The organism is Haloferula sargassicola (assembly GCF_040362925.1).
Lineage (GTDB): Bacteria > Verrucomicrobiota > Verrucomicrobiia > Verrucomicrobiales > Akkermansiaceae > Haloferula > Haloferula sargassicola.
In genome coordinates this window covers 32506-55461 of record NZ_BAABRI010000004.1, presented here as the reverse complement: position 1 = coordinate 55461, position 22956 = coordinate 32506, and the positions used below count along the sequence as shown (strand labels likewise).

Below are 22956 nucleotides of genomic sequence, written 5' to 3'. Positions count from 1 at the left end.
GAAAAAGGGATCTCTCAGCGATGGACGCGCACGGTGAGCGGTTCGCCGCCGAGCAGGCCGTCGAAGACGACCAGCAGGTCGATGTGCTCGCGGGTGTCTTCCAGCACGAGCAGGCCTTCGGCCTTGCCGCCGTTTTCGGGCAGCGTGCCGATCGACTGCGTCGCGGTGCCGGCGCCATCCCAGAAGCGGAGCTCGAAATGGTCGTCCGGTTGCTCGGCGAAGCTGACGGGGATCCGCTTGGTGGCGGGGGCGCTGGCGTTTCCCGTGACGATCACGAAGCCATCGCGCACGGCCGCGATTTCGCGGATGCCGCGGCCTTTGCCGAGCTGCAGGCGGTGGACCTTCAGGCTGGCAGGCGAGGCCTCGAAAGGCGCATTCGCGGGGACTTCGAGCACGATGCCGTCGCCATCGAGATTCGGGGCGCGAAGGCCGATGAAAAGCAGGCCGTCGCGGGCGGTGAGGCCCTCGATGTTGAGTCCGTTCTGCTGCAGCGGCTCGTGAAGATGACGCGCGACCGCCGGCGTCCTGGCCAGCCACGGCTGGAGGCTGGTGCGGTCGATCGCCTGCTCGCGGATCTGGCCGGTTTCCGCATCGACCGGTAGTCGGTAGAACGAAAGCCGGTCCGGCTGGATGTCGGCCTTCTTTTTCCCGACGCCGTGTGAGCCGACCACGTAGTAAGCCGAGGTCTGCGGGCAGAAGGCGACGCCCTCGATATCGACCTCCGCCTTGTCGATGGGGCCATCGACGGGCAGCGGGATCGGCCGGCGCGACTCGATGCGGTGCTTGTCCGGCTGCATCAGGCCGGGCTGCACGTGAAACATCTCGTCGCTGCCGACCAGCACCGTGCCGGGGCCGGAGGCGGCGAGCCCGCTCAGGTCGAGCGGGTTCTCGAATGCGGCGAGGTGCCAGCGCTCGTCGCGCAGCTCGAGTTCATGGGCGCCGGCGATGGCCGGCAGCGCGGCGAGGAGAAGGAGGGTCGGGTTCACCCCCGATCCCTAGCCCGCGAAGATGAGGGCCAGATGAGCGGGAGGGAAAAATCGGCTCAGAAGTAGTAGCCGAAGTTGATGTTGAAGCGGCTCTGCCAGCGCTGGCCGCGGTTGGCACCGAAGTTGGTGAACGATTCGTTGCCGATGAAATAGTTGCCGTTCGAGTAGGCCCAATCAACGTAGACATACCAGCCGCCGCGGGCGATCGCCATGCCGAGGACGTTCATGGCCGAGTCGTTGAGGCTCACGCCGGCGTTGTCGCAGCCGTCCTTCAGCAGGATCGAGAAGTCGTCGTAGAAGGTGATCGAGTCGAACCAGTCGTTGTTTTCCGGCTCCCAGGTGTAGGCGATGCCGACCGCCGGCAGCAGCCCGCGGCTGGCGACGGGGAACTCGAAGTCATACGCGCCCATGCCGATCAGGTCGTTGCTGAGGCCGGTGCCCGGGCGGTAGTCGGCGGCGTAGTCGTAGCCGGTGAGCTGGGCGACGACTTCCCACGGACCGCGCTGGTACGTCCCGTGCACCGCGGCGGCGAGCTGGTGGGAGTCGTTGGCGAAACGGGGATCCGCCTCGAGCAGGCCGGCCTGGAACGAGGCGCCGGCGTCGAAGCTGCGGTCCTCGCCGAAGCTGAAGTGGCGGATGGCGCGGAGGTTGACCTGGTGGCGCTCGCGGTAGTGCGAGTTCGGGCTGCCGTTGTCGACGATATCGTAGGAGTAGCGCGCGCTGTCGGCGGTGGCACCGCGGAAGTTCGGTTCGGCGGCGGCGTAGTAGGCGAGGTCGAGCGTCCAGTCGCCGGCTTCCTTGCGATAATTCAGGCCGAGGTCCATGTCGTCGGTGAGGCCAACGTAGTAGCCGAGGTCGAAGAACCAGTTGTGCGAGGTGCCGTAGGGCCCGGCACCGAAGGGGACGCGGTTGAGGCCGGCCTGGAGGACCGAGTCGTCCTCGAACCGCCAGCCGAGCCACGCGGTGTGGGCGAAGTTGTAGCCATCGTACCAGCGGTATTCGGCCTTCGCGAGAAATCCGGGCTCGCCACGGTCGTAGTCGAGATTGATGCGGAAGGTATCGAGCTCGAAGTTGCCACCGTGGCCGCCGCGCTGCGGGGCCGTGGTGCCATTGTGGGTGTAGTCGCCGAGCACGAAGTTGGCGCGGATGGCCCCGCCGATCCGGAGGTCGCCGAGGTAGAAGCCCGCGCGCTCCTCGTCTTTCTGCTCGATGGGCGCGGGGACGTCAGCTTGCTTCGAGGTCTCGGGTGGGAAATCGGAACCCTCTGCTTCCGCTTCAAGCTCGGGCATGGCCTCGCGGGCGGCGAGCTCGGCACGGGCCTGGGCGAGTTCGGCCTCGAGGCGGACCACTTTTTCCTCGAGCGATTCCGGCCCGCTGCGGTCCTGGGAAAAGGCGATCGCCGGCAGCCAGGCGACGGTGGTGAAGAAGGCGGCTTTCAGCATCAAATCATCAGGGGTTCGGAGCTTGGCGGGAGCGTTCCTCGGCGGCGACCTCGCGGATCTCATCGAGTTCCTCCTCGTGCCGCTGCTCCAGCTGGGCCTGCTTCAGGCCCTTGAGGAGCGACCACGCCATGAGCAGCAAAACGATGGCAAAGGGGAAGCCGGTGATGATCGAGGCGGTTTGGAGCGCCGACAACCCGCCGCACAGCAGCAGCACCGCGGCCACGGCCCCTTCCAGCAGCGCCCAGAAGATCTTCTGGATCACCGGCGGATTCGGGTGGCCGCCGCCGGTGATGGTGTCGATGACCAACGAGCCGGAGTCCGAGCTGGTGACGAAAAAGGTGACGATCACGAAGATCGCGATGGTGCCGGTCACGCCGGCCCACGGGAAGCGCTCCAGAAGTACGAAGAGTGCCGTAGAAACGTCCTCGCCGACGGCGGCCACGATCCCGCCGCCGCCGATTACTTCCTCGTAGAGGGCGGTGTTTCCGAACACCGTGAGCCAGAAGAAAGTGACGAGCGTGGGCACCAGCAGCACGCCGAGCGCGAACTCGCGGATGGTGCGACCGTAGGAAATGCGGGCGATGAACATGCCGACGAAGGGGCTCCACGCGATCCACCACGCCCAGTAGAAGATGGTCCAGCCGTTCTGCCAGTGCTCGGGGTTGCCGTTCGAGTCGGCCTGGTAGGCCTCGGTCCAGAACGCCATGCTGAGGAAACGCGCGAGGTAGCTGCCGAGGTTCTGCACGAAGGCATCGAGCAGGTGGGCCGTGGGACCGAGGATGAGCACCATCAGCAGCAGCGCGCCGGCGATGAACATGTTGGTGTTCGAGAGGAACTTGATGCCCTTGTCCAGGCCGCTGACCACGGAGCCGGTGGCGATGAGGGTGATCAGGGTGATCAGGATGATCTGCACGGTCGTCCCGCTGAGGCCGAGCGAGGTCGCGGCGCCATCGCCGCTGGCGGCGGCCACCGTTTCCGGCATCAGGAAATGCAGGCCCGAGTTCACTTGCTGCACGCCGAACCCGAGCGACGTGGCCACTCCGAACAAAGTCGCAACCACGGCAAGGATGTCGATGGCGTGGCCGATCGGCCCGCGCACGCGCTCGCCAAGCAGCGGGTAGAAGGTCGAGCGGATGGTCAGCGGCAGCTTGCGGTTGTAGGCGAAGAAGGCGATCGCCGCGGCCACCACGGTGTAGACGCCCCAGGCGTGCAGCCCCCAGTGAAAGAAGGTCAGGCTCATCGCGATCCGCTCGCCGGCGGGCGCGGCGACGAGGCTGATGTTCGGCGGCGATTGGTAGTGGTAGATCGGCTCGGCGACCGACCAGAACACGAGGCCGATGCCCATGCCGGCGGAGAACAGCATGGCGAACCAGCTCGGGTAGCTGAAGTCGGGCTTGGCCAACCGGCCGCCGAGCCGAACGTCGCCCAGGCGGGTGCTGGCGAGGAGGATGGCGACCAGCAGCAGCGCGTTGACCGACAGCACGAAGAACCAGCCGAAGGAATCGCTCATCCAGGTCTTCGCCGCATTGAAGGCGGCCTCCGCGCCGGCGGCATCGTGCAGCGCCCAGATCCCGCCACCGATGGTGAAGAGAATGATGAGCAGGGCGGAGACGGGAAAAACGATCGGATGGAATTCAAGCGGGCCGATCTTGATGTAGTCCGGGCTGTGGGCGTCGTCTCGGGCTTCCTCAGGCAGGTGGGTCGGCTTCTCGCTCATAAGACTCGGGGACAGGCCCCGAAGTCATGAAAATCGAAACAAGGCCGGTGAAAGTGGGCGGCAAGGGTAGGGCCATCCATCCCCAAGGTGAAGGACCGATTGAAAGAATTGAGACATTGGTCTTCATGCAACGCGGTGCTTCCTACTAGGAAAGCCGTAGTGGCAGCCGTCGCAGGCGCTTGCCGGTGGCGTGGTGGACGGCATTGGCGATGGCGGGAGCGACCGCGATGAGCGGGGTTTCGCCGGCGCCGACCGAGGGCAGGTCGGGCCGGTCGAGCAGGTGGACGTCGAGTTGCGGCAGGTCCACGAAACGAGGCACCCGATACTGCGCGAAGCTGCCGTTGGTGATTCGGCCGTTCTCGAAGTGGATGATTTCGCGAAGCGCCGGGCCGAGTCCCATCAGGATGCCGCCCTCGACCTGGGTGCGGACATTATCGGGGTTGTGGATCTTGCCGCACTCGAAGGCTTGGCAGACGAGAGTCGGGCGGATCGTTTCGCCATCGATCTCGACCTCGACGCAGGCGGCGACGACCGAGCCCTTGTCGAGCCCGCAGGCGAGTCCGACGGCGGACTTTTTCGCGACCCAGCGTTTCCTGAAATCGAAGGCCTCGGCGGCGGCGAGCAGCACGTCGCGCAAGCGCCCGTCTTCGAGGTGATCGAGGCGGAAGCTCAGCGGGTCGCGGTCGGCGACGAGCGCGAGTTCATCCATGAAGCACTCGCGGGCGAAAGTGTTGCCGGTGGTGGCGAGGCAGCGGTAGGAGCCGTGGCGGAGCGGCGGGTCGGCATCCACCGAGCGGACGTGGACCTTCGGGCAGCGGTAGGGCAGCTCGAGGCCGTGGCCGCCGGCGTTGATGTTGACGAAATGCCAGGAGGTCAGCTTGCCCCCGGCATCGAGGCTGGCCTCGGCCTCGATCTCGGCGGCAGGGCGGAAGTAGGCCCAGGAAAACTCCTCGCCGCGGGTCCAGCGGAGCTGCACCGGCTTGCCCGCGGCCTTGGCCAGGCGGGCGCATTCGACCGCGCATTCGCCGGTGTGCTTGCCGCCGAAGCCGCCGCCGAAGTCGGGCACGATCACCCGCACCTTGTCCTCGTCCATGCGGAAGGCGCGCGCCAGCTCGCCCCGGACGCGGAAGGGCATCTGGGTGCCGGTCCAGACGGTGAGGCGTCCATCGTTATCCCACTCCGCGACGGCCGCCCGCGGTTCGAGCGGCGCGTGCTGGACGTAGGCGATGCCATATTTTTCGCGCAGCGCGTGGGCAGCCGATTCCATTTCCGCGGCATGGGGATTGGCGGGGACTTCGGCGGTCTTCCGCAGGTGCACTGCAAGGTCCTTGCTGGTGGGGTGGGGGGCGGCCTCCCACTCGGCCGAGGCCGCCAGCGCTTCGATCCGCTTCGCGGCTTCGTGGGTGGTCGGGGCGACCACGCCGATGAAGTCGCCATCGCGGATCATCGGCAGATTCTTGTCGATCGACTTGAGCTTCGCCGTGTACGAGGGACGCCGTAGCACCTTGCCGTAGAGCATGCCCTCGCGGACGATGTCGCTCGGGTAGCGGTGGCTGCCGGTGACGATGTCGCGGGCGTTGGGGCGGGGAATCGAGTTTCCGAGCACCTCCCATTCGTTCCACGGGGTGAGCGTGACGGACTCGGGGAGCGTCTCGGCGAGCTTTTGGGTGGCGGTTTCGTCGGCGGCGAGGTCGGCGTAGGTGAAATTCTTCTCTTCATGGGTCGCGGAGCCCTTGGCGAAGACGACCTTGCCCGGCTCCACGCCCCAGGCCGCGGCGGCGGTGGCGATGAGGATCTGCCGGGCGGCGGCGCAGCCTTCACGTACGGCGGGCACCGTAGACGGCGTGGTGCGGCTGCCGGCGGTGCCGCCGTCGTCCGGGACCAGTGCGGTGTCCGCCATGACCAGCGCGATGCGGTCGGGCGGGACCCCGAGTTCCTCGGCCGCCGCCTGGGTGAGCTGGGCGCGGGCACCCTGGCCGCACTCGACCTTGCCGGTGAAGACGGTGATCGAGCCGTCCTTGCCGAAATGGACCCGCGCGCCGACGGGCGTGTCGTTTCCGCGGCCGCGGCGGCGCTGGGCGTGGGCGAGTGGCACCATCGAGACCAGCACGCCCGATCCCATCAGCTGCAGGAAGGTGCGGCGGCCGAGAGGGAAGTGGTAGCGGGTGTCGACGAGTTGGGCGTCGATTTCCTGCTCGCTGACCGGGAGATGGAGCGGCGTGGGTTTCATCGGCGGGCCTCCTCGCTGTTGAGGGCGGCGGCCCTTTTCACGGCGTCGCGGATCTCCGAGTAGCCGCAGCAACGGCAGAGGTTGCCGTTCATGGCTGCGGTGATACCGGCTTCGTCGGGCGAGGAATCGCGCTCTAGCAGGCCGACGGAGGTCATGATCATGCCCGCGGTGCAGTAGCCGCACTGGAAGGCCTGCTCTTCGAGGAAAGCCTGCTGGACCGGGTGCAGCTCCCCTTTTGCCGCAAGGCCTTCGATGGTGCGGACCGGCTTGCCGGCGATCGCGGAGACCGGCGTGCGGCAGGAAAAGGCGCGCTCGCTCCCGATGAGCACCGAGCAGGCGCCGCACTGTCCCTCGCCGCAACCGTATTTCGTACCGGTCAGGCCGAGGTCCTCGCGCAACACGTCGAGGAGCGGACGTCCGGGGTCCGTGCGGACCGTGGTGGGATCGCCGTTGAGGGTGAAATGGATGTCCTGCGCCATGATGGGTGAGCGGCCACTGTGGCACAGCCCGCGGGCGATGCCAGCGGATGTCACCTCCAGCACAGCTCGTCCATCGCCCAGACTTCGCTGGCGTGCTGGATCTCCTGCTGGCGCAGCTTGAAGATCTTTTGGCGGCGATCGACGCGTGTGACGTCGTCCAGCTTGTCGGGCTCCGCTTGCTGCTCAAGGCCGTTGGCCTCCTGCTGCGCCTGCTTCATTTCCCGCCAGTGCTGGATGAGCGAGCGGACTTCCTTGCGCACCGATTCGTCATCAAGCGTGGCAAGCACCTGCGGCTCGTCGGGGTGGAGGATCTCATCGAATTTCTCCTGCACCATGCGGGTGCCGGGGATGGCCGGCTTGTCGGAGTCGTGCGCTTTTTTCAGCGCGTTCACCAGTTCGATCGAGCGCCGCAGCCGGCACCAGCGTTGCCACTCGGTGAGATCGGGGTGGGTGGTGTGCTCGTAAGTCGGGAGCCCGGGTTCGTCCTTCACGACGTGCACGTCGTGGTATTCGGCATCGAAGAAATTCCGCACGTCGCCGAGCCACTTGCGGCGCTCGTCGCGCAGGGTGCCGCGCCATTGATCGACCGCCTTGACCAGCTTCGGATCGGCATCCTGCGGCGGCGGCGGGGAGGCGTTGACCTTTGCAAGCTCGGCATCGATCAGCGCGCCGAGCCGCAGCAGGCGGTGCAGTTTCACCTTTTCCTCGCGCATCCGCATTTCGGCATCGACCGAGCGCGCGGTCTGGTCCCAGGCGCTCTGTTCCATCTGGTGGGAAATGTCCTTGAGCTTGCTGATCGAGGCGAGCTGCTTGGGCAGCTGCGTGGCCGGGGTTCGCAGCGACGCGATCAACGCGTCAGGCTTGAGGGCATCGCCCAGGGAAAGGTCGACGGCGCCCTTCACCTCGTCGGTCAGCTCGCGGACAACCGGCTTTTCCTCGGTGGCCTGGGCGAAGTCGGCCTTGGCCTTGAGGTAATCGCGGTTGCGCGTCTTCATGAGGTTCTCGGCCTCGCTCCATTTCAGCTCGACGGTCTCGAAAGGCGACTGTGCCTTCACCTCGGCGGCATAACGGCGTCCCTCGACGGCCGTGTGCTCGACGACGGACTCGCTCACTCGCTGTTGGGCGCAGCTGGAGGCGAGGATGGCCGCCAGACCGATGCAGGGTAGGGAGCACGCCTTCACAGCCGAATCTACGACGCAGGCAAGAGGGTCTTTCGTAAATGTTGAGCAAATGATCGTGGGGGCGCAAGAAGCGCGATGATTGCGCCCTTGAGTGGAAACGATTAATGATGTTGTCATTTCGGATGTTGCTTCCCGCCGCGCTATGACATCCCAACGATCGATCGCCTTCCACGCCTTGCTGCTCATCTTCCTGCTGCACCGATCCGGCAGCGCGCAGGTGGTGCCGAACACGGTATTCAGCGGCAGCGCCACGGCGTATCCTTACGAGGGCGATGGGGCATACTCGATTCCTGCCGCGGAACTGCCGGCCTACACGGTGGCGATGAATGCCGATCAGGACGGAAACTCGGCCTGGGGCGGCGCGTGGGTGGAGGTGACGGGGCCGGAGGGCACGGTGCAGGCCATGGTCGTCGATCTCTGTCCGGGCTGCGGAAGTGGCAATCTCGACATGGACGAGGAGGCCTATTTCCAGATCGCGAGCGAGTATGGCATCGTCCCGATCGCCTGGAAATGGATCACCGCTCCCGGCGAGATCGGACCGATCCATTTCTATTCGGAGGGCAGCAATCCGTATTACCTCAAGCTGCAGGCGGCCAACATCCAGAACCCGGCCGAAAAAATGGAGGTGTTTTTCGAGGGAAGCTATGTCGATATGCCGCGGAGCGCGGACAATCATTTCATCTTCAGCGGTGGCGGCCCGCTGCCTGATCCCTTCACCATCCGCGTCACCGACATCTTCGGGAACGAGGTCGTGTCCGCCGGCCTGACCCTCGCGGGGACGGCGGAAGGACAGAATGGCTCCGGGAATTTCCCGAAAATCACCACCGGGGAAATCGTGATCGAACAACCGCTCGGGACGCCGGTCTTCGACGGGGAAGCGCGCGATTTCGGCATCTCCGTCGATGCTTCCCTGAAGGCGGTCGAGTTCACGGTTCGAAACGAAGGCTCCAGCTTGCTGACGGGGCTCGCCTTGACCATCGACGGCGCGGATGCCGTGGATTTTTCGGTCCGGACGGCACCGGCCCCGTCGCTCGCCCCGGGCGGCACGACGAATTTCAGCATCGGCTTCAGCTCCGCGGCCACCGGCGAGCGCGGCGCGGTGCTGCACCTCGCCAGCAGCGCCTCGGATCCGTCCCTGGCCTCGTATGAAGTGGTGCTGTCCGGTCGCGCGTTTTCCTCCTCCATGGATTCGGATCTCGATGGGCTGAACGATGCCGCGGAGGCGGCGATGGCCCCGCTGGGATTCGATTGGCAGGAGGCGCAGCCCGCGCTGGTGGCGAACTACTATGACCATGCGAATTTGGCCGGACTCTATGATGAATCCCAGGTGAAGGCGCTCCACGTGGATGTGCCGCTGATCCAGCGGCAGTCATCGGGATCGTTCGTCCTCCGGCTCGGGCTGCGGAAATCGGACGACCTGTCGATCTTCGCGCCGTTCCCTTTTTCCGCCTCCGGCATCTCGATCAACGGCGCGGGCCAGCTCGAATACGAATTCACTTCGCCGGACGACGCCGCCTTTTACCGGCTGGAGACGGATTGAGGTTCACTGGATCGAGACGCGGAAGAACCCGTGGCCGTGCGGAAAAAGCGCGGGCGAGGGGGTGATGGTCACGTCCCGCACGCCGCCCCCGGGATCTCTGACGGTGGCGCGATCCAGCACCGGGATGGTCTGAGCCCCACCGGTGGAGCGGGCGATTTCGATCCACAAGGGGCTGCCGAGATCCGCCGAGGCCTGGAGGACGTAATCGAGGTCGGTCCGGCTGGCATCGCATCGGAACCGGAGATCCGCGCCGGCACCGGCGTGGACGGGACGCGGGCCGAGCAGCGCGGCATCGCCGGCTTTCGGATCGGAGGAAAAGGCATACTCGAACAGGTTGATGAGGCCGTCGCCGTCCGGGTCGGAGCCGTCCGCCGCTTCGCCGCTGTCGGCCGGATTGCCGAAATGGTAGTTCCGCCAAGCGGCCCGGCTGGCGGTCGTCCAGCCCGCGCCGCCGGCGAAACGAAGGACCGCATAGTCAAGCGTGCCACCATGGCGGGTGAAGCCGGCGGCCACGATCGAGCCATCCGGCGCAAGGGCGATGTCCCGGCCCTCTTCGTCATCGGAGCCGAGCGAGGTGGTGAGGAGCCCGTCGCTGCCGAAGGAGGGATCGGGCGCGCCGTTCGGCAGCAAGCGCAAGGTCATGATCTCCTGATTGCCCCCGTTGCCCACGCTCAGGGAGCCGGTGAGGACGAGTTTTCCGTCCGGCTGCCGGGCCGCCGAGTAGGTGTCGTTGCTCATCGTCGTGACCCGGCGCACCACCTTGCCACCGATGCCGAAGGCCGGATCGGGCGAGCCATCGGGGAGGTAGCGGACGAGGAGGATGTCGCCGAGGTCCGACGAGCCGACCAGGAGGATCCGGCCGTCGGGTTCGAGCATCAAGCGGCGGCCGAAGTCATGGTGGGTGGAAACCGGAGTTCGCACGCGGCCGGTGCCGCCCAGGGAGGGATCGAGCGAGCCGTCCGCGCGATAGCGCACGAGGCAGAAGTCGTAGTCGGCGGCTCCCGTGGCATAGCCGCCGAGCAGGACCCTGCCATCGGGCTGGACGACCACGCAGCGGCAGTAGTCGTGGGTGTTGCCGCCGATGTCCGTGGTGACCCAGCCGCCGGAGCCGAAGGTGGCGTCGAGGCGACCATCGGGCAGGAACCGCGCGGCGGCGAAGTCGTAGGTGCTCGCGCCCTGCCGTTCGCCGGCCATCACCATCCGGCCGTCGTTTTGAAGTGCCAGTCCATAGGCCCGGGAGCCCGTTTCACCGAGCATCGACAGGACCTTGCCGCCGCTGCCGAAGTCGGGGTCGAGGCTGCCATCGGCCCGATGGCGGGTCATCGCGAACATCGTGTCCCCGTCTTGGTCGGCGTATCCGGCCAGCAGCAAGCGTCCATCCGGCAGCAGGGCCAGCCCGGTCACCTGCGAGCCATAGGTGCCGATGGCCGGCAGGATTTTCCCCCCGCTGCCGAAGGCCGGATCCGGGGCGCCGCCGGGGAGCAGACGCATGGCGGAAAAGCTCTTCCGCCCGGCGACCACCGACGACCCGGCCGCCACGATCCGGCCATCCGCCTGCACGCCCACGGCGGCGGCCACGTCATCGCCGGTGCCGATGGCGGTCACGACCGTGCCGCCATTTCCGAAACCGGGCATGAGGTCGGACGGAGCGAGAATGGTGATCCCGAAGCTCCGGGTGGAGGTCCAGCCGAAGGGGTTGGTCGCCGTGAGCGTGAACTGGAAAGCTCCCGGGGCCTCGCCGGCCAGCCGCATCTTGCCTACATCGACGACCTCACGCGCCTTCCCTGGCACGCGTGGCGCTCGCCCGCCGGGACTTGGAGCAAGGAGCAGGTCGCCCCGACCCACATGTCCTACGTTTACGGCCGCACCGGCCTGCTGCTGGATGGCGCGGACCTGCCCTTGGTCATGCTGGTCGACAACGGCGCGCTCAAGATCGCGCGCCGCACCTCCGGCGGCCAGTGGGTGCTCGACGAGATTGCCGATCTCCTGGACCCGCACGACCACGGCGTGGCCTGTTCGCTGATCCGCGGCCCCGAGGGGCGGCCGATGGTGAGCTACTACGACAGCCTGGAGCGCGACGTGATGGTGGCGTGGAAACCGGCGGCCGGGCCGTTGACGATCAAGCCGCTCGGCGGCCAGCAATACCGGCTGGAATGGGGCGGGGAAACGACCGGCGTGTGGATCGACCGCAGCCCGAGCCTTGATGCGGGATCGTGGATCGAGGCGGCGGGACCGGTGACGGGGACCCACTGGACGACCACCCAGCCGGAAGACCGCATGTTCTACCGCGTGCGCTCCGAGTAGGGACTTTTTTTCCCGGTGTGCGCGGGTAGCTTCGGGCCGTCGCGATGGTGAAGACATGGATGGGAGCGCTGCTGGAGAAGCGTCTGCTCGGCGAGCTGGAACTCGGCGCGGGGGAGTGGGCGATCGACTTTTCCCAGCCGCCGGGCGAGCCGGCGCTGGCCGGGCCGGACTCGGTCTCGTGGCGCGTGTTCCGGAGCCCGGTGGCGCTGCTGGTCGGCGGCATCGCGGCGGTGATCATGGAGCTGGCCGAGCCCCGGGTGCGCTCGGGGGTGTGGGATTACTCGAGCTTCCGCACCGATCCGCTATCGCGCATGCGGCGCACCGGCTACGCGGCGCTGGTCACCGTCTACGGCCCGCGCTCCGCGGCGGAAAAAATGATCGCCGCGATCGGTCGCATGCACGCCCGGATCCGCGGCACCACGCCGGGGGGAGAGCCCTACCGGGCCGACGATCCCCAGCTGCTGGCCTGGGTCCACGCCACGGCGCTCCATGGCTTCATGGAAGCCTACCACCGCCATGTGCGACCTCTTTCCGCGGGTGAGCGGGATCAATTCGTGGCGGAGGGCGTCCCGGCCGCCCGGCTCTACGGCGTGGAAAATCCACCGCGCTGCGAGGACGATCTTCACGCGATGTTCAAGGCCATGCTGCCGCGGCTCGAGCGCTCGGAGATCCTCTTCGAGTTCCTGGAAACGCTTGCCCGCCTGCCCTTGCTTCCCGGCCCCCTGCGACCTCTGGCCGGGCTGGTCATCCCCGCCGCGGTGGATCTGGTCCCTTCCGCGATCCGCTCGGCGGCCGGGCTGGGCCCGGGTTTCCCGATGCCGCCGGGGGCTCGTTCGATGCTGGCGTTTTCCGGAAAATCGATCGCCCGGCTGCCCATGCCCTCGCTGCCACCGGCAAGGGCCTGCGCCCGGCTCGGCCTACCCGCCGGACATTTGTTGGGGTGACGGGTGGCAAACAACGAGCCCGCGGGGCGCGATCGCGGGGGATCCTCACCGGTGCCTTCTCTGCCGCCTTCCGTGACCGGGGAGACCATATCGGCGGCCGGCAGATGGGTCGCCCACCGGGGATGGGCCGTGCGGAGATAGACCGGCGAAGATAAAGAAAGCGCAACACTCGGCCGGTTGGAGCGTTGACATGAGGCGGCTAACCCTGCTTTCTCCGGCCACTGGCGGCGCTTTTCGTTCGTCGCGGCCCGCCCGCACGTGGCAGGATCGGGACATGCCATAACAGGAACCACGAAGACCGATGTCGAAGAACATTTCCAACAACGCAACCGGACGCCTCAGCGACGAGGCGGTCGAAGCCATGGCCGCCACCTTCCGGGTCCTCAGCGAGCCCTCACGCCTGTCGCTGCTCCAGGAGGTGAAGGGCGGCGAAAAGTCGGTCAATGAGTTGGTCGAGGCGACCGGGCAAGGCCAGGCCAGCGTTTCGAAGCACCTCAAGATCCTGTTCGATGCCGGGCTGGTGAGCCGCCGGCGGGATGGCACCAAGGTCTACTACCGAGTCGAGGGCGACTTCGTTTTTTCCCTGTGCAAGATGGTCTGCGACCGGCTCGACGAGGCCCAGCACTCCCGCGGGATCATCGACTTCCGCTGACTCGCCACGCTCCGGCCGCGGCAGGGCCGGAAACGTCAAGCGCCCGGTGGCCGATGACCCCCGGGCGCCCGTTTTTCCCCGAATATCAAATCATCACGGCTGCGGACGGGGCGTCTCCGCGGTTTCGGCGGGCAGCTCGGGCAGCGTCACCTCCGGCAGCTTGCCGGTGAGCGACCGCAGAAAGGCGGCCACCTGGGCGACTTCGTTTTCATCCAGCACGCCGCCGAGCTGGCTGTCGCTCATGATCTTCACCGCCTCCTCCAGCGTCCAGATCTGGCCGGAGTGGAAGTAGGGCGCGGTCAGCGCGACGTTGCGCAGCGGCGCGGCGCGGAAGACGTAGTGGTCGGCCTCGGTGTTGGTCAGGGCGAAGCGGCCCGTGTCGCCGGCGGGAAGGATGTCGGCAGTGGGTTTTTTCAGCACGCCGAAGGGGTGGTAGCTCCGGCCGCCGATGTTCACGCCGCTGTGGCAAGCGATGCAGCCCTTCGTCACGAACAACCGCAGGCCGGCCTTCTGGTTGGCATCGAGCGCGGCTTCATCGCCGCCGAGGTAGCGGTCGAACGGCGCGTCCGGGGTGATCAGTGTGGCCTCGAAGCTCTCGATCGCCCTGGCCATGTTGTCGAAAGTGACCGGGGAATCCTCGCCGGGAAAGGCTCTGCCGAAGCGCTCGGCGTACTCGGGGATGCTCTTCAGCACGGACTCGACCCGCTCCGGCGTGCTGGCCATTTCCACTCCGGCCTGCACCGGCCCCTTGGCCTGCGTCTTGAGGTCTTCGGCCCGGCCGTCCCAGAACTGCGCCACGTTGAAGACGGCGTTGAGCACCGTGGGAGCATTGCGCGGGCCCTTCTGCCAGCCATGGCCCACCGAAGTAGGCAGGTTGTCGTCGCCGCCCATCGCCAGGTTGTGGCAGCTATTGCAGCTGAGAGTGCCCCCCTTCGAGAGGCGTGGGTCAAAGAAGAGCATTTTGCCCAGGGCCACCTTGTCCTTGCTGGTCGGATTGTTGGGGATTTCCTCCGCCTGGGCAGGCACCCGCCCGAACACCGCGCGTGCGGTCTGGAGAATCCTCGCATCGTCAGCCCGGGCGCTGACCAGGGTGGCGGCCACGCCTGGCACCACCCACACGAGGAGAATGAAGCGGGTTTCCATGGCGGCCGGGATCGTGGGGAACGTTCGACCTCAATGCTACGCATGGCTTGGGTTTCTCAGCCCGTGATTTGCCTAACCATGGCGGACGGAATCCTCCGGAATCCCGCACCGGGCTTATTCCGCGACAAAGCGATGGCGCTCGGCATGCTCCGTGGCGAGCGGGAGGAGCGTGGCGGCATCGTCGCCGAGTTCGGTTGCGATGATCTCCTGCTCTTTCTTCAGGTTGGTGTGCACGAGATACGGGTTGTCGGTATTGATGCAGAAGGGGATGTCGTGGCGCGCCAGATCCCGGATGAAATGGCCGAGCGTGGTGAAGTCCGGAATGACCTGGGTCACGCGGTTGACGGTCGGGCAGACCTCCAGGCAGGTCTGCCGCTCGCGCAGGATGGTCAGCAGGGTGGTGCGGAGTTTCTTTTCCGCGTGGCGCAGCTCGATGCCGTGGCCGATGCGGTCGGGCCGGACTTTCTCCAGCACCCGCCGGATGCCTTCGGGTCCGGTGCCGGCGCTCTCCCCCACGTGGTAGGTCAGTTTCAGGCCGGCTGCGCGGGCGGTCTCCATCATGCGTGCGATCTCGCCCAACCACTCGGCATCGAGTTCCAGCGCGCCGGATTCCGGGCCGGCCATGTCGAGGCCGACGACGCCGTTGGCGCCGTTCAGGGATCCCCGGCTGCGCCATTTCACCGCGGCCTCGATGATCTGCCAATTGGCATCAAGGGGCAGGTCGCGGCCGAGCGAGAGAATGATGCCGGTGGCCACGCCATAGTGCAGCGAGGCCCGCTCGAGGCCCTGCATGACGGCCAGGATGATGGCATCCATGGTGTGCAGGCCCTGGCGGACGCGTTTGTAGGGATTGAACCGGAGTTCGACGGTGTTCACCCGGGCGCGGCGATAGGCTTTGGCGACCACCTGATAGGCAGAGACGCTTGCCGCCGAGGGAGATGACTGGATTTCCTCGGTGACTTGAAAATAGCGGCCCAGGAAGTCATCGAGCGACTTCACTTCATCGGTTCGTGCGGTCAGCGACTGGTGAAAAGTGGTGAAATCCCGGAAGCTGGTCCGCAATCCGTTGTCGCATAGGATTTCCCATAGCACCGAGGACGGAACCGCGCCGCCGAGGTGGATGTGGAGGTCGTGCATGGCCCAGCAAAGCCACTCCCGTGCCGGATGGCAATGCCGGTGGAGGTAGGGGCACGGCGGACGGGGGACAGTGGGACACTCCGCCCGGTCCCTTCGGCGACAGGCTCAATCCGGACAACGGCGATCACTACTTCACCACGCCGATTCCGGTCATCGGCATCCAGGTCGATCATGACAACCGCGGAGATGGTGAGGATGATTTTCGAATCGATGTCGATGGAGTGATGTCGCTCAGCGATCCCTATGCGGCCTCCGGCGTGACCACGGTGAAGACCTATCTGCCGTATGAATGGCACAACGTCGGCACCTGCACCGACGACACCGGTGGCGGGATGACCTATCTGGGTGGGTTCTCGCTGGTGGTGAGCGACAGATCCTTCCCGAGCCGGCGGCTCCCTCGCTCATTGGTCTTTCCGGATTGCTGGTGGCCTGTGGCCGCCGCCGTGACTGACGTTCGCTGTTGGGGCACCCGGCCGGTTCATGGCTTCCTGCTCCGCGGGGCATCCGAATGAGCTAATGCTCGCGTTCCGGCGGCGTGGCGGGCAGAAGAGGGGCCGATGGATCGACGGGTATTTCTGGGCTGGGGGAGACCGCTGCTGGGGGCGGTGGTGGAGTGGCTTTGGGCGCGTCGCGGGGAAATGCCGGGGATGTTGGTGGTGGTGCCGACCGCCCAGGCGGGCCGTCGTTTGCGCGAAGCGCTGGCGGAAAAGGGGGCTTGTCTGGCGCCGCGGGTGACGACGGCGGGCCAGCTGCTGGTGCCGGAGGGCGCGGTGGGTCGGGCGGTGGAGGTGGCGGCGTGGGTCGAGGCGCTGGAGGCGGTGGAGGATTGGACGAAGTTCGAGGCGGTGTTCCGGGAGTCGCCGGGCGAGGGGGAGGCACCGGGATGGGCGCTGGCTTTGGCGCGGTCGATGGTGGATCTGGAGCGCTCGCTGCGGGAAAACACTCTGGCAATCCCGCAGGCGGCGAAGTGGCTGGAGAACACGATCGAGGCCGAGCGCTGGGCGGGCTTGGCGGAGCTTTCGCGTCGTCGCGATGAGGTGCTGCGGGCTTGGGGCATGACGGGCGCGAACCGGGCTCTGGCGGAGGCGCCGAAGCTGTCGGGGAAGTTGGTTTTCGCGGGCGTGTGGGATTTTCCCGATGCACTGGTGCGGCGGATCGAAGAGGCGGAGGTCACCTGTTTGGTGGCGGCTCCGGCGGAGGAGGCGAAGCACTTCGATGCGTGGGGTCGGCCGCTGAAGGAGTCTTGGGAAAAGCGCGACCTGGACTGGCCGGAAAGCGGTGGAGTTCATCTGGCGGCGCATGCGCGGCATCAGGCGCAGCGGGCGGTCGAGCTGGTGGCGGCGGCGGGGACGGGATCGGACGAGCTGACCCTGGGCTGTGCCGACGAAGAGACCTCGGGCGAGCTGGTGCGGGCCTTCCGGGCGGCGGGGTGGAAGGTGCATGATCCGGGCGCGGTGGCCGGCGCGGGGGCGCGGGCGTGGTTGAAGACATGGCGGCGGTTTTTGCAAAAGCCGGAGGCGGCGGAGGCGATCGATCTGCTGGGCTACGCCTCGACTTCGGCGCTGGTGGGCGGGAAGCGCGTGCAGCGGGCGGAGGCGCTTTCGAGGCTGCGCGATGCGTGGCTGGTGAGGGATTTGGACGATGTGAAACGGGTCGCGGCAATGGACGATCGCAGCGCGAAAGATGCGGAGCTGGCGGCGGAGACCTTGGAGCGATTGCAAAAGTGGCGGGGCGGTTTTTTGCGGCAGCCCTTTCCTGAGGCGATGGCGGGTCTGCTGGAGCGAGTCGATGCGGCGGGCGAGTGGAGCGGGCTGCGCGAGGCGGTGGAAAGCGTGGCGGCGGTGCAGGGACGTCGGCCGTCGAGCTTCTGGCTGGATCTGGTGCTGGGCGAGCTGAGCGGCAGTCCGGCGGAGGTGCCGGAGGGCCGGGTGGCGGACGTGCAGGGTTGGCTGGAGCTGCTGCACTCGGATGGCCGGCATGCCGTGATTTGCGGGCTGAACGAAGGTCGCGTGCCTTCGCCGGCGGGCGCGAATCCGTGGCTGCCGGAAGGCGTGCGTGAGCGGCTGGGGCTGGGCACCGAGGCTCAGCGCGGCGCGCGCGATGCCTTCGTGCTGCGGGCGGTGATCGAGTCGCGGAAGGCCGGAGGGCGGGTGGATCTGCTGCTGGCGAAGTCGGGCGGCGATGGCGATGCCTTGCTGCCATCGCGGCTGCTGCTGATGGCGAAAGGTGGCGAGCTGGCGCGACGGGTGAAGTTGCTTTTCCAAGGCGTCGAGCCGCCGGACGCAGGCGTGGCCTTCGAGATCGATTGGCGATGGCGGCCGCAGCGTCGCGAGGTGCGGGTGAAAGACGGCACGCGCACGATGTCGGTCTCGGCCTTCAAGGACTACCTCGCGTGCCCGTTCCGGTTTTACCTGAAACACGGGCTGGGCATGAGTCGGCCGGAGCCGGAGCGGGTGGAGTGGAATGCCCGCGATTTCGGCACGGTGGCGCACGAGGTGTTGGAAACGTGGGGCAGGGACCCCGTGGCCCGGGAGTTCACCAAGGTCGAGGCGCTGCGGGAGTATTTCGAAGCGCAGGTCGAGGATCGGCTGCGGGTTCGCTTCGGCGAGCGGGTGCCGCTGGCGGCGCGGATGCAGGCGGAGAGCCTGAAGCAGCGGCTCGGGTGGTTCTCGAAATGGCAGGCGGTGGAGCGGGTCGAGGGCTGGCAGGTGGAGGCGGTGGAAAGGGCGTTCACCTTCGAGCTGGCGGGCGTGACCGTGCGCGGGACGATCGATCGCATCGATCGTCGCGGCGACGAGATCCGGGTGCTCGATTACAAGACTTTCGCGAAGCTGAACGGTCGCGAGGTGCGGCCGTCGCATGTGGGCAAGGTGACCGCAGCGACGCGGATCCCGGCGCATCTCGAGGGGGTGGAGGAAACGCGGGTGTCGATGATTTCCGGGAGGTCGAAGAGCCCGTCGGAGCACCTGTGGCGCGACCTGCAGGTGCCGCTCTATGCGGTGGCGCTGGGCGAGGTGAGCGCGATGGGCTACTTCGTGCTCGGTGCAAGCGAGGGCGAGTGCGGGGTGAGCTGGTGGGGGCACTTCGACGACGAGCAACGCGACTCGGCCGTGGCCTGCGCGACCTGGGTGCTGAAGCAGGTGAAGGCCGGGGCTTTCTGGCCGCCGGCGGAGAAGATGAAGTATGACGATTTCGAGGCGCTGGCGGTGGGTCGTCAGCTTGAAGACCTGGTGATGGAACCGAAGGAGTGGAGCGATGGAGATCCTGCGTAAGAACCTCATGATCCGGGCCTCGGCGGGCTCGGGAAAAACTTATCAGCTGAGCAACCGCGTGATCGGTTTGGTCGGTCGCGGCGGGGTCGATCCCGAGCGGATCGTGGCGCTGACTTTCACCCGCAAGGCGGCGGGTGAGTTCGCCGATGCGGTGCTGGAAAAGCTGGCGAAGGCGGCATCGGATCCGGCCGAGAGGGCGCGGATCGAGGAAGCGCTGGGCGGGCCCTTCGATGCGATGGAGGTGCTGGAAAAGGTGGTGCGTGCGCTGCCGCGGCTGGCGCTGGGGACGATGGACAGCTTCTTCACGCGGGTGGTACGGGGTTTCCAGTATGAGTTGGGGGTGACCGGCGGGAGCTTCGAGTTGTTGGAGGGGCCGCAGCGGCGGGCGAAGCTGGACGCGCTGCTCGGCGGGCTGGTGAGCAACGCGCTGTGGGATGAGGACGCGGAGGAGTTTCTGTCGGCTTTCCGCCGGGCGACGATGGGTCGCGAGCAGAAGGCGGTGGTGGACCTGTTGTTGGGTTTTTTCAACGAGTGGCAGGACAAGTGGCGGGAGCGGGGAAACGTGTTGTTAGAGGGCTTGTCGCGGGCCTTCGGCGAGCTGCCGGAGGTGGACGAGTGGGAACGCTCGAAGGCGAAGATGGGAATGGCTTTGAGATCGGCGGCGAAGGACATCGAGTGGACGCGCAAGGGGCAGGACGAGGCGATGGAGAAGGCGATCGGGGCATTCGAGAAGCACACGATCGGCAGCGGCTCGTTGAGCGGCGCGACCGGTTTTCTGAAGGGAATGATGGAGTGGGAGGGCGACGGCCAACTGGTGCTGAAGCATTACAAGGAGGTCGTGCCGGGACCGGTGTTCGAGGACCGGCTGCGCGGGCTGATGAAGCTGCTGGTCGGCTGCGAAATGGCGGCGGCGGTCGAGCGGACGCGGGCGGTGCTGGGTTTGGTGCAGGCCTTCGATGCGGCCTGCGAGCGGCAGCTCCGGCGTCGGGGTTTGCTGGGCTTCGACGACGTGAAGGTGCTGATGGGCGAGTGGCTGAAGAGCGAGGCGGGCCGGCTGCGGCGGGAGGCGGTGGATTTCCGGCTGGATGCGCGCTACGACCACTGGCTGCTGGACGAGTTCCAGGACACCAGCGGGGCGCAATGGAACGGGCTGCGGCCGTGGATCGACGAGGCGGCGAGCGATGATGCTTCTACGATGTTTGTGGTAGGTGACGCCAAGCAGGCGATCTATGGCTGGCGGGGCGGCGACGTGAAGCTGTTCGACACGGTGCGGGATCACTTCAGCCTGCAGCCCGAGTCGATGCCGGTATCGCGTCGATCCTGTGGGGCGGTGCTGGATTTCGTAAACCGCGTGGGCGGGAACGAGGCGGGGATCCGGGAGGGGTTCGGAGCAGGTTTGGCCGCGCGTTGGTTGGCGGGCTGGGAGCGGCATGAGCCGGCGGATCCGGAGCTGAGCGGACAGGTGCGGGTCGAGGTGGTGGACAAGGAAGAGGAGCCGCATGCGCGGGTGGTGGAGATTTTGAAAGAGATCGGCGTGGGCGAGAAGCAGCTGACCTGCGGGGTGCTGATGCGGACGAACGATCAGGTGGTGGAGCTGGCGGATCGGTTGCGGGAGGCGGGATTCCAGGTGATCGAGGAAGGGCGGCGTCGGCCGACCAAGGATCACGCGGTGGGCGTGGCGCTGCGGGCCTTGATCGCTTGGCTGGCCAATCCGGCCGACAGGATGGAGCGCGGGGTGGTGGCGATGTCGCCCTTGGATGGGGAGCTGGAGAAGCGCTTCGGTGGCTACTGGCAGGCGCGCTGGGAGGGTCTGCTGGCGGAGGTCGAGCGGCGGGGATACGGCGGGATGCTGGAAGACCTGGTGGTGCCGCTGCGCGAAACGATTTCCGATTTCGGCCACGGCCGGGCGATGGATGTGATCCGCGCGCTGGAGGCTTTCGATGCCGAGGGAGATGGCGGTCCGCGCGAGGCTCTTCAAGCGATCGAGGGGCTGGAAGTGGCGCAGGAGCCAGGGGCGGCGGCGGTGCAGGTGATGACGATGCACAAGTCGAAGGGCCTCGGTTTCGACGTGGTGATCCTTCCGGAAATCAGCGACGACCAGGTGCCGAACGCGGGCAAGTTCGGGATCGCGGAGGGGCCGGACTGGCTGCTGCAACCGCCGGCGCAATGGGTGCGGCGGCAGGTGCCCGAGCTGCGCGAGGCGGAGGAGCGGTGGGGCGAATCGCAGCAATACGAGTCGCTGTGCCTGCTCTATGTGGCGCTGACGCGGGCGAAGCGCGGGCTTTTCGTGCTGCTGCCGCAGGTGTCGTCATCGCGCGCTGCGGGAGCGTGGGCTTCCCCGGCGGAGTTGGTGAGGTCGGCTTGTGGAGTCGATGGCCGGGAAACCGGAGTGGTTTGTGAAATCGGCGACGGAGGCTGGCTGGACGAGGTCGCGGCGAGCGAGATGAGGCCGGAGGTGGCCCGTCCGGTGCTGGTGAATGCCAACCCCCTGCGTTCGCGGGCGACGCCGAGCGGTGAGAAGTCGGCTGCTGGCGGTCGGAAGGCTGCATTTTCCACCTCGGGAGTCAGATTCGGGAGTGAGGTCCACGCGGCCTTCGAGGCAGTGGGTTGGATGGACGAAAGCGAGCCGTTGTTTCCTGTCGGAGCGGGGGGAGAGGTGGTCCGTGAACTACTAAGCATGGCGGAGTTCCAAATCCCGTTCGAGCGAAGAGGGAGAAGGGTGGAACTTTTCCGCGAGCAGCCGGTGGAAACGATCCTCGACGGCCGGTGGCTGAGCGGGGTGATCGACCGACTCCATGTCCATGAAGACGGTCGACGAGTGGAAGTGATCGATTTCAAAACCGACTCGGTCGCCTCGGCGGGCGAGCTGAGGTCGCGCTATGAAGGGCAGATGAGGAGTTACCGGAGGGTGATGGAACAGATTTATCCCGGCGCGGTGATTTCGTGCCGCATCCTCGCGGTCGCGCTTCGCAGGTGGGTCGAGATGGAGGGCAAAAATGCTTGAAATGATTCAGGAGGAGGGATAGATTGCGCCGTGTGAAGCAAAAGGTATCCTATGCCGACGAACCGGAGGACGACGGTCTTTCCTCCATTCTTCGCGAACCGGAAGCTGCCTATGTGGTGGAACGCGTGCGGGACGGGCTTGCCATTTCCGAGTTCCACGCAGCGCGGGTGTTGCTGGGACTGACCGAGGAGCGGCTTGGCGGGCTGCTCGGTATGTCACGGGCGACGCTGCATCGAAGGAAAAAGTCGAGGCACTTGGATCGGGCCGAGTCGGACCGTCTGGTGCGTTACATCCGGCTTTTTTCGAAGGCGTGTGAGGTCTTCGGCGGCGAAGAGGGCGCGCGGTCGTGGCTGGCATCCCCGGCGTTGGCATTCCGGGGAGAAGCTCCGCTGGATTTCGCGGATACGGAGATCGGTGCCCGTGAGGTGGAGGCCCTCCTGATAAGACTGGAACACGGCGTTTTCAGTTGATCATGGCGGCCTATTTCAGGTTGGTGCAGGCGCGCTGGGCCGGTGCTGCGATGAGTGGGGAAGGCGCGAGGCTGGCAGGAGGTCGATGGAATCCGCCGGGAGTGCCGGCGGTTTATTTGGCGGGTTCTCGCGCGCTGGCGGCTCTGGAAGTGCTGGTGCATGCGCCTCGCGAACTGCTCGCCGTCGAGTGGCGGATGATCGAGGTGCAGGTGGAGGAGGATGAGATCGATGCTGCGGCGGATCTGCCGGATGATTGGCGGGATCTGCCGTCGTCTCCGGGTGCGCGTCGGTTCGGAGGAAACTGGCTGCGGTCGGCGAGACAGCTCGCCTTGCGTTTGCCGAGCACGATCATCCCCCAAGAGGCGATCCTTTTGATGAATCCGAGGCACGAAGCCGCGGCGGGGCTGGTGATTTCGGAGCCGGAGTGGTTCCGCTTCGATCCGCGGATTTGAAGG

At 66.7% G+C, this 22956-nt stretch carries 18 protein-coding genes; 9 read left to right on the top strand and 9 right to left on the bottom strand.

Annotated elements, in window-relative coordinates; genetic code table 11:
* Positions 1 to 14 precede the first annotated feature (14 nt).
* The 6 genes from ABXH26_RS04175 to ABXH26_RS04150 all read right to left on the bottom strand — a co-directional run bounded on the left by ABXH26_RS04175 (position 15) and on the right by ABXH26_RS04150 (position 8035).
* Positions 15 to 986: a DUF3616 domain-containing protein gene (locus ABXH26_RS04175; protein ID WP_353565783.1), complete on the bottom strand. Its 972-nt coding sequence runs from the start codon at positions 984 to 986 to the stop codon at positions 15 to 17.
* A gap of 56 nt (positions 987 to 1042) precedes the next feature.
* Positions 1043 to 2428: a hypothetical protein gene (locus ABXH26_RS04170; RefSeq protein ID WP_353565782.1), complete on the bottom strand. Its 1386-nt coding sequence runs from the start codon at positions 2426 to 2428 to the stop codon at positions 1043 to 1045.
* Positions 2429 to 2435: 7 nt separating this feature from the next.
* Entirely contained in the window at positions 2436 to 4145 is a 1710-nt protein-coding gene (locus tag ABXH26_RS04165; protein WP_353565781.1) for a BCCT family transporter, read from the bottom strand.
* Positions 4146 to 4290: 145 nt separating this feature from the next.
* Positions 4291 to 6375, bottom strand: coding sequence for a xanthine dehydrogenase family protein molybdopterin-binding subunit (locus ABXH26_RS04160; RefSeq protein WP_353565780.1), 2085 nt, complete (start codon positions 6373 to 6375; stop codon positions 4291 to 4293).
* A complete protein-coding gene (locus ABXH26_RS04155) occupies positions 6372 to 6854 on the bottom strand; it encodes a (2Fe-2S)-binding protein (RefSeq protein ID WP_353565779.1) in 483 nt (160 codons plus the stop codon). The genes ABXH26_RS04160 and ABXH26_RS04155 overlap by 4 nt, the downstream gene beginning before the upstream one ends.
* Positions 6855 to 6904: 50 nt before the next feature.
* Positions 6905 to 8035, bottom strand: a complete 1131-nt coding sequence (locus ABXH26_RS04150) for a hypothetical protein (protein ID WP_353565778.1) — start codon at positions 8033 to 8035, stop codon at positions 6905 to 6907.
* Between the two features lie 142 nt (positions 8036 to 8177).
* On the opposite strand from ABXH26_RS04150, the gene ABXH26_RS04145 reads away from it, so the two are divergent.
* Positions 8178 to 9575: an expansin EXLX1 family cellulose-binding protein gene (locus tag ABXH26_RS04145; RefSeq protein ID WP_353565777.1), complete on the top strand. Its 1398-nt coding sequence runs from the start codon at positions 8178 to 8180 to the stop codon at positions 9573 to 9575.
* Positions 9576 to 9578: 3 nt separating this feature from the next.
* Here ABXH26_RS04145 and ABXH26_RS04140 read toward each other — a convergent pair whose 3' ends face one another.
* Complete coding sequence (locus ABXH26_RS04140; RefSeq protein WP_353565776.1) at positions 9579 to 11366, bottom strand: delta-60 repeat domain-containing protein; 1788 nt, start codon at positions 11364 to 11366, stop codon at positions 9579 to 9581.
* Positions 11367 to 11420: 54 nt separating this feature from the next.
* On the opposite strand from ABXH26_RS04140, the gene ABXH26_RS04135 reads away from it, so the two are divergent.
* The 3 genes from ABXH26_RS04135 to ABXH26_RS04125 all read left to right on the top strand — a co-directional run bounded on the left by ABXH26_RS04135 (position 11421) and on the right by ABXH26_RS04125 (position 13475).
* Positions 11421 to 11879 carry a hypothetical protein gene (locus ABXH26_RS04135; RefSeq protein WP_353565775.1) on the top strand — a complete coding sequence of 153 codons (459 nt, stop codon included), beginning with the start codon at positions 11421 to 11423 and terminating at the stop codon, positions 11877 to 11879.
* A gap of 44 nt (positions 11880 to 11923) precedes the next feature.
* The gene (locus tag ABXH26_RS04130; protein WP_353565774.1) at positions 11924 to 12823 is read left to right on the top strand and encodes an oxygenase MpaB family protein; all 900 of its coding nucleotides are present in this window, start codon (positions 11924 to 11926) and stop codon (positions 12821 to 12823) included.
* Positions 12824 to 13124: 301 nt separating this feature from the next.
* Positions 13125 to 13475 (top strand): ArsR/SmtB family transcription factor, encoded by a 351-nt coding sequence (locus ABXH26_RS04125; RefSeq protein ID WP_353565773.1) that lies wholly within the window; start codon positions 13125 to 13127, stop codon positions 13473 to 13475.
* Positions 13476 to 13568: 93 nt separating this feature from the next.
* Here ABXH26_RS04125 and ABXH26_RS04120 read toward each other — a convergent pair whose 3' ends face one another.
* Complete coding sequence (locus ABXH26_RS04120; RefSeq protein WP_353565772.1) at positions 13569 to 14618, bottom strand: cytochrome-c peroxidase; 1050 nt, start codon at positions 14616 to 14618, stop codon at positions 13569 to 13571.
* 114 nt (positions 14619 to 14732) lie between these two features.
* Positions 14733 to 15755, bottom strand: a complete 1023-nt coding sequence (locus tag ABXH26_RS04115; protein ID WP_353565771.1) for an adenosine deaminase family protein — start codon at positions 15753 to 15755, stop codon at positions 14733 to 14735.
* 20 nt (positions 15756 to 15775) lie between these two features.
* Between ABXH26_RS04115 and ABXH26_RS04110 the strand changes: the two genes are divergently transcribed.
* Genes ABXH26_RS04110 through ABXH26_RS04090 form a run of 5 tightly spaced genes read left to right on the top strand, consistent with a single transcriptional unit; the run spans position 15776 to position 22953 of the window.
* Positions 15776 to 16267 carry a hypothetical protein gene (locus ABXH26_RS04110; RefSeq protein ID WP_353565770.1) on the top strand — a complete coding sequence of 164 codons (492 nt, stop codon included), beginning with the start codon at positions 15776 to 15778 and terminating at the stop codon, positions 16265 to 16267.
* 45 nt (positions 16268 to 16312) lie between these two features.
* Positions 16313 to 19027 (top strand): PD-(D/E)XK nuclease family protein, encoded by a 2715-nt coding sequence (locus ABXH26_RS04105; RefSeq protein WP_353565769.1) that lies wholly within the window; start codon positions 16313 to 16315, stop codon positions 19025 to 19027.
* Positions 19028 to 19034: 7 nt separating this feature from the next.
* Positions 19035 to 22031 carry a UvrD-helicase domain-containing protein gene (locus ABXH26_RS04100; protein ID WP_353565768.1) on the top strand — a complete coding sequence of 999 codons (2997 nt, stop codon included), beginning with the start codon at positions 19035 to 19037 and terminating at the stop codon, positions 22029 to 22031.
* A gap of 32 nt (positions 22032 to 22063) precedes the next feature.
* On the top strand, positions 22064 to 22501 hold the full coding sequence (locus ABXH26_RS04095) for an Xre family toxin-antitoxin system antitoxin (protein ID WP_353565767.1): 438 nt from the start codon (positions 22064 to 22066) through the stop codon (positions 22499 to 22501).
* Between the two features lie 2 nt (positions 22502 to 22503).
* The gene (locus ABXH26_RS04090; protein WP_353565766.1) at positions 22504 to 22953 is read left to right on the top strand and encodes an RES family NAD+ phosphorylase; all 450 of its coding nucleotides are present in this window, start codon (positions 22504 to 22506) and stop codon (positions 22951 to 22953) included.
* Positions 22954 to 22956: the final 3 nt, after the last annotated feature.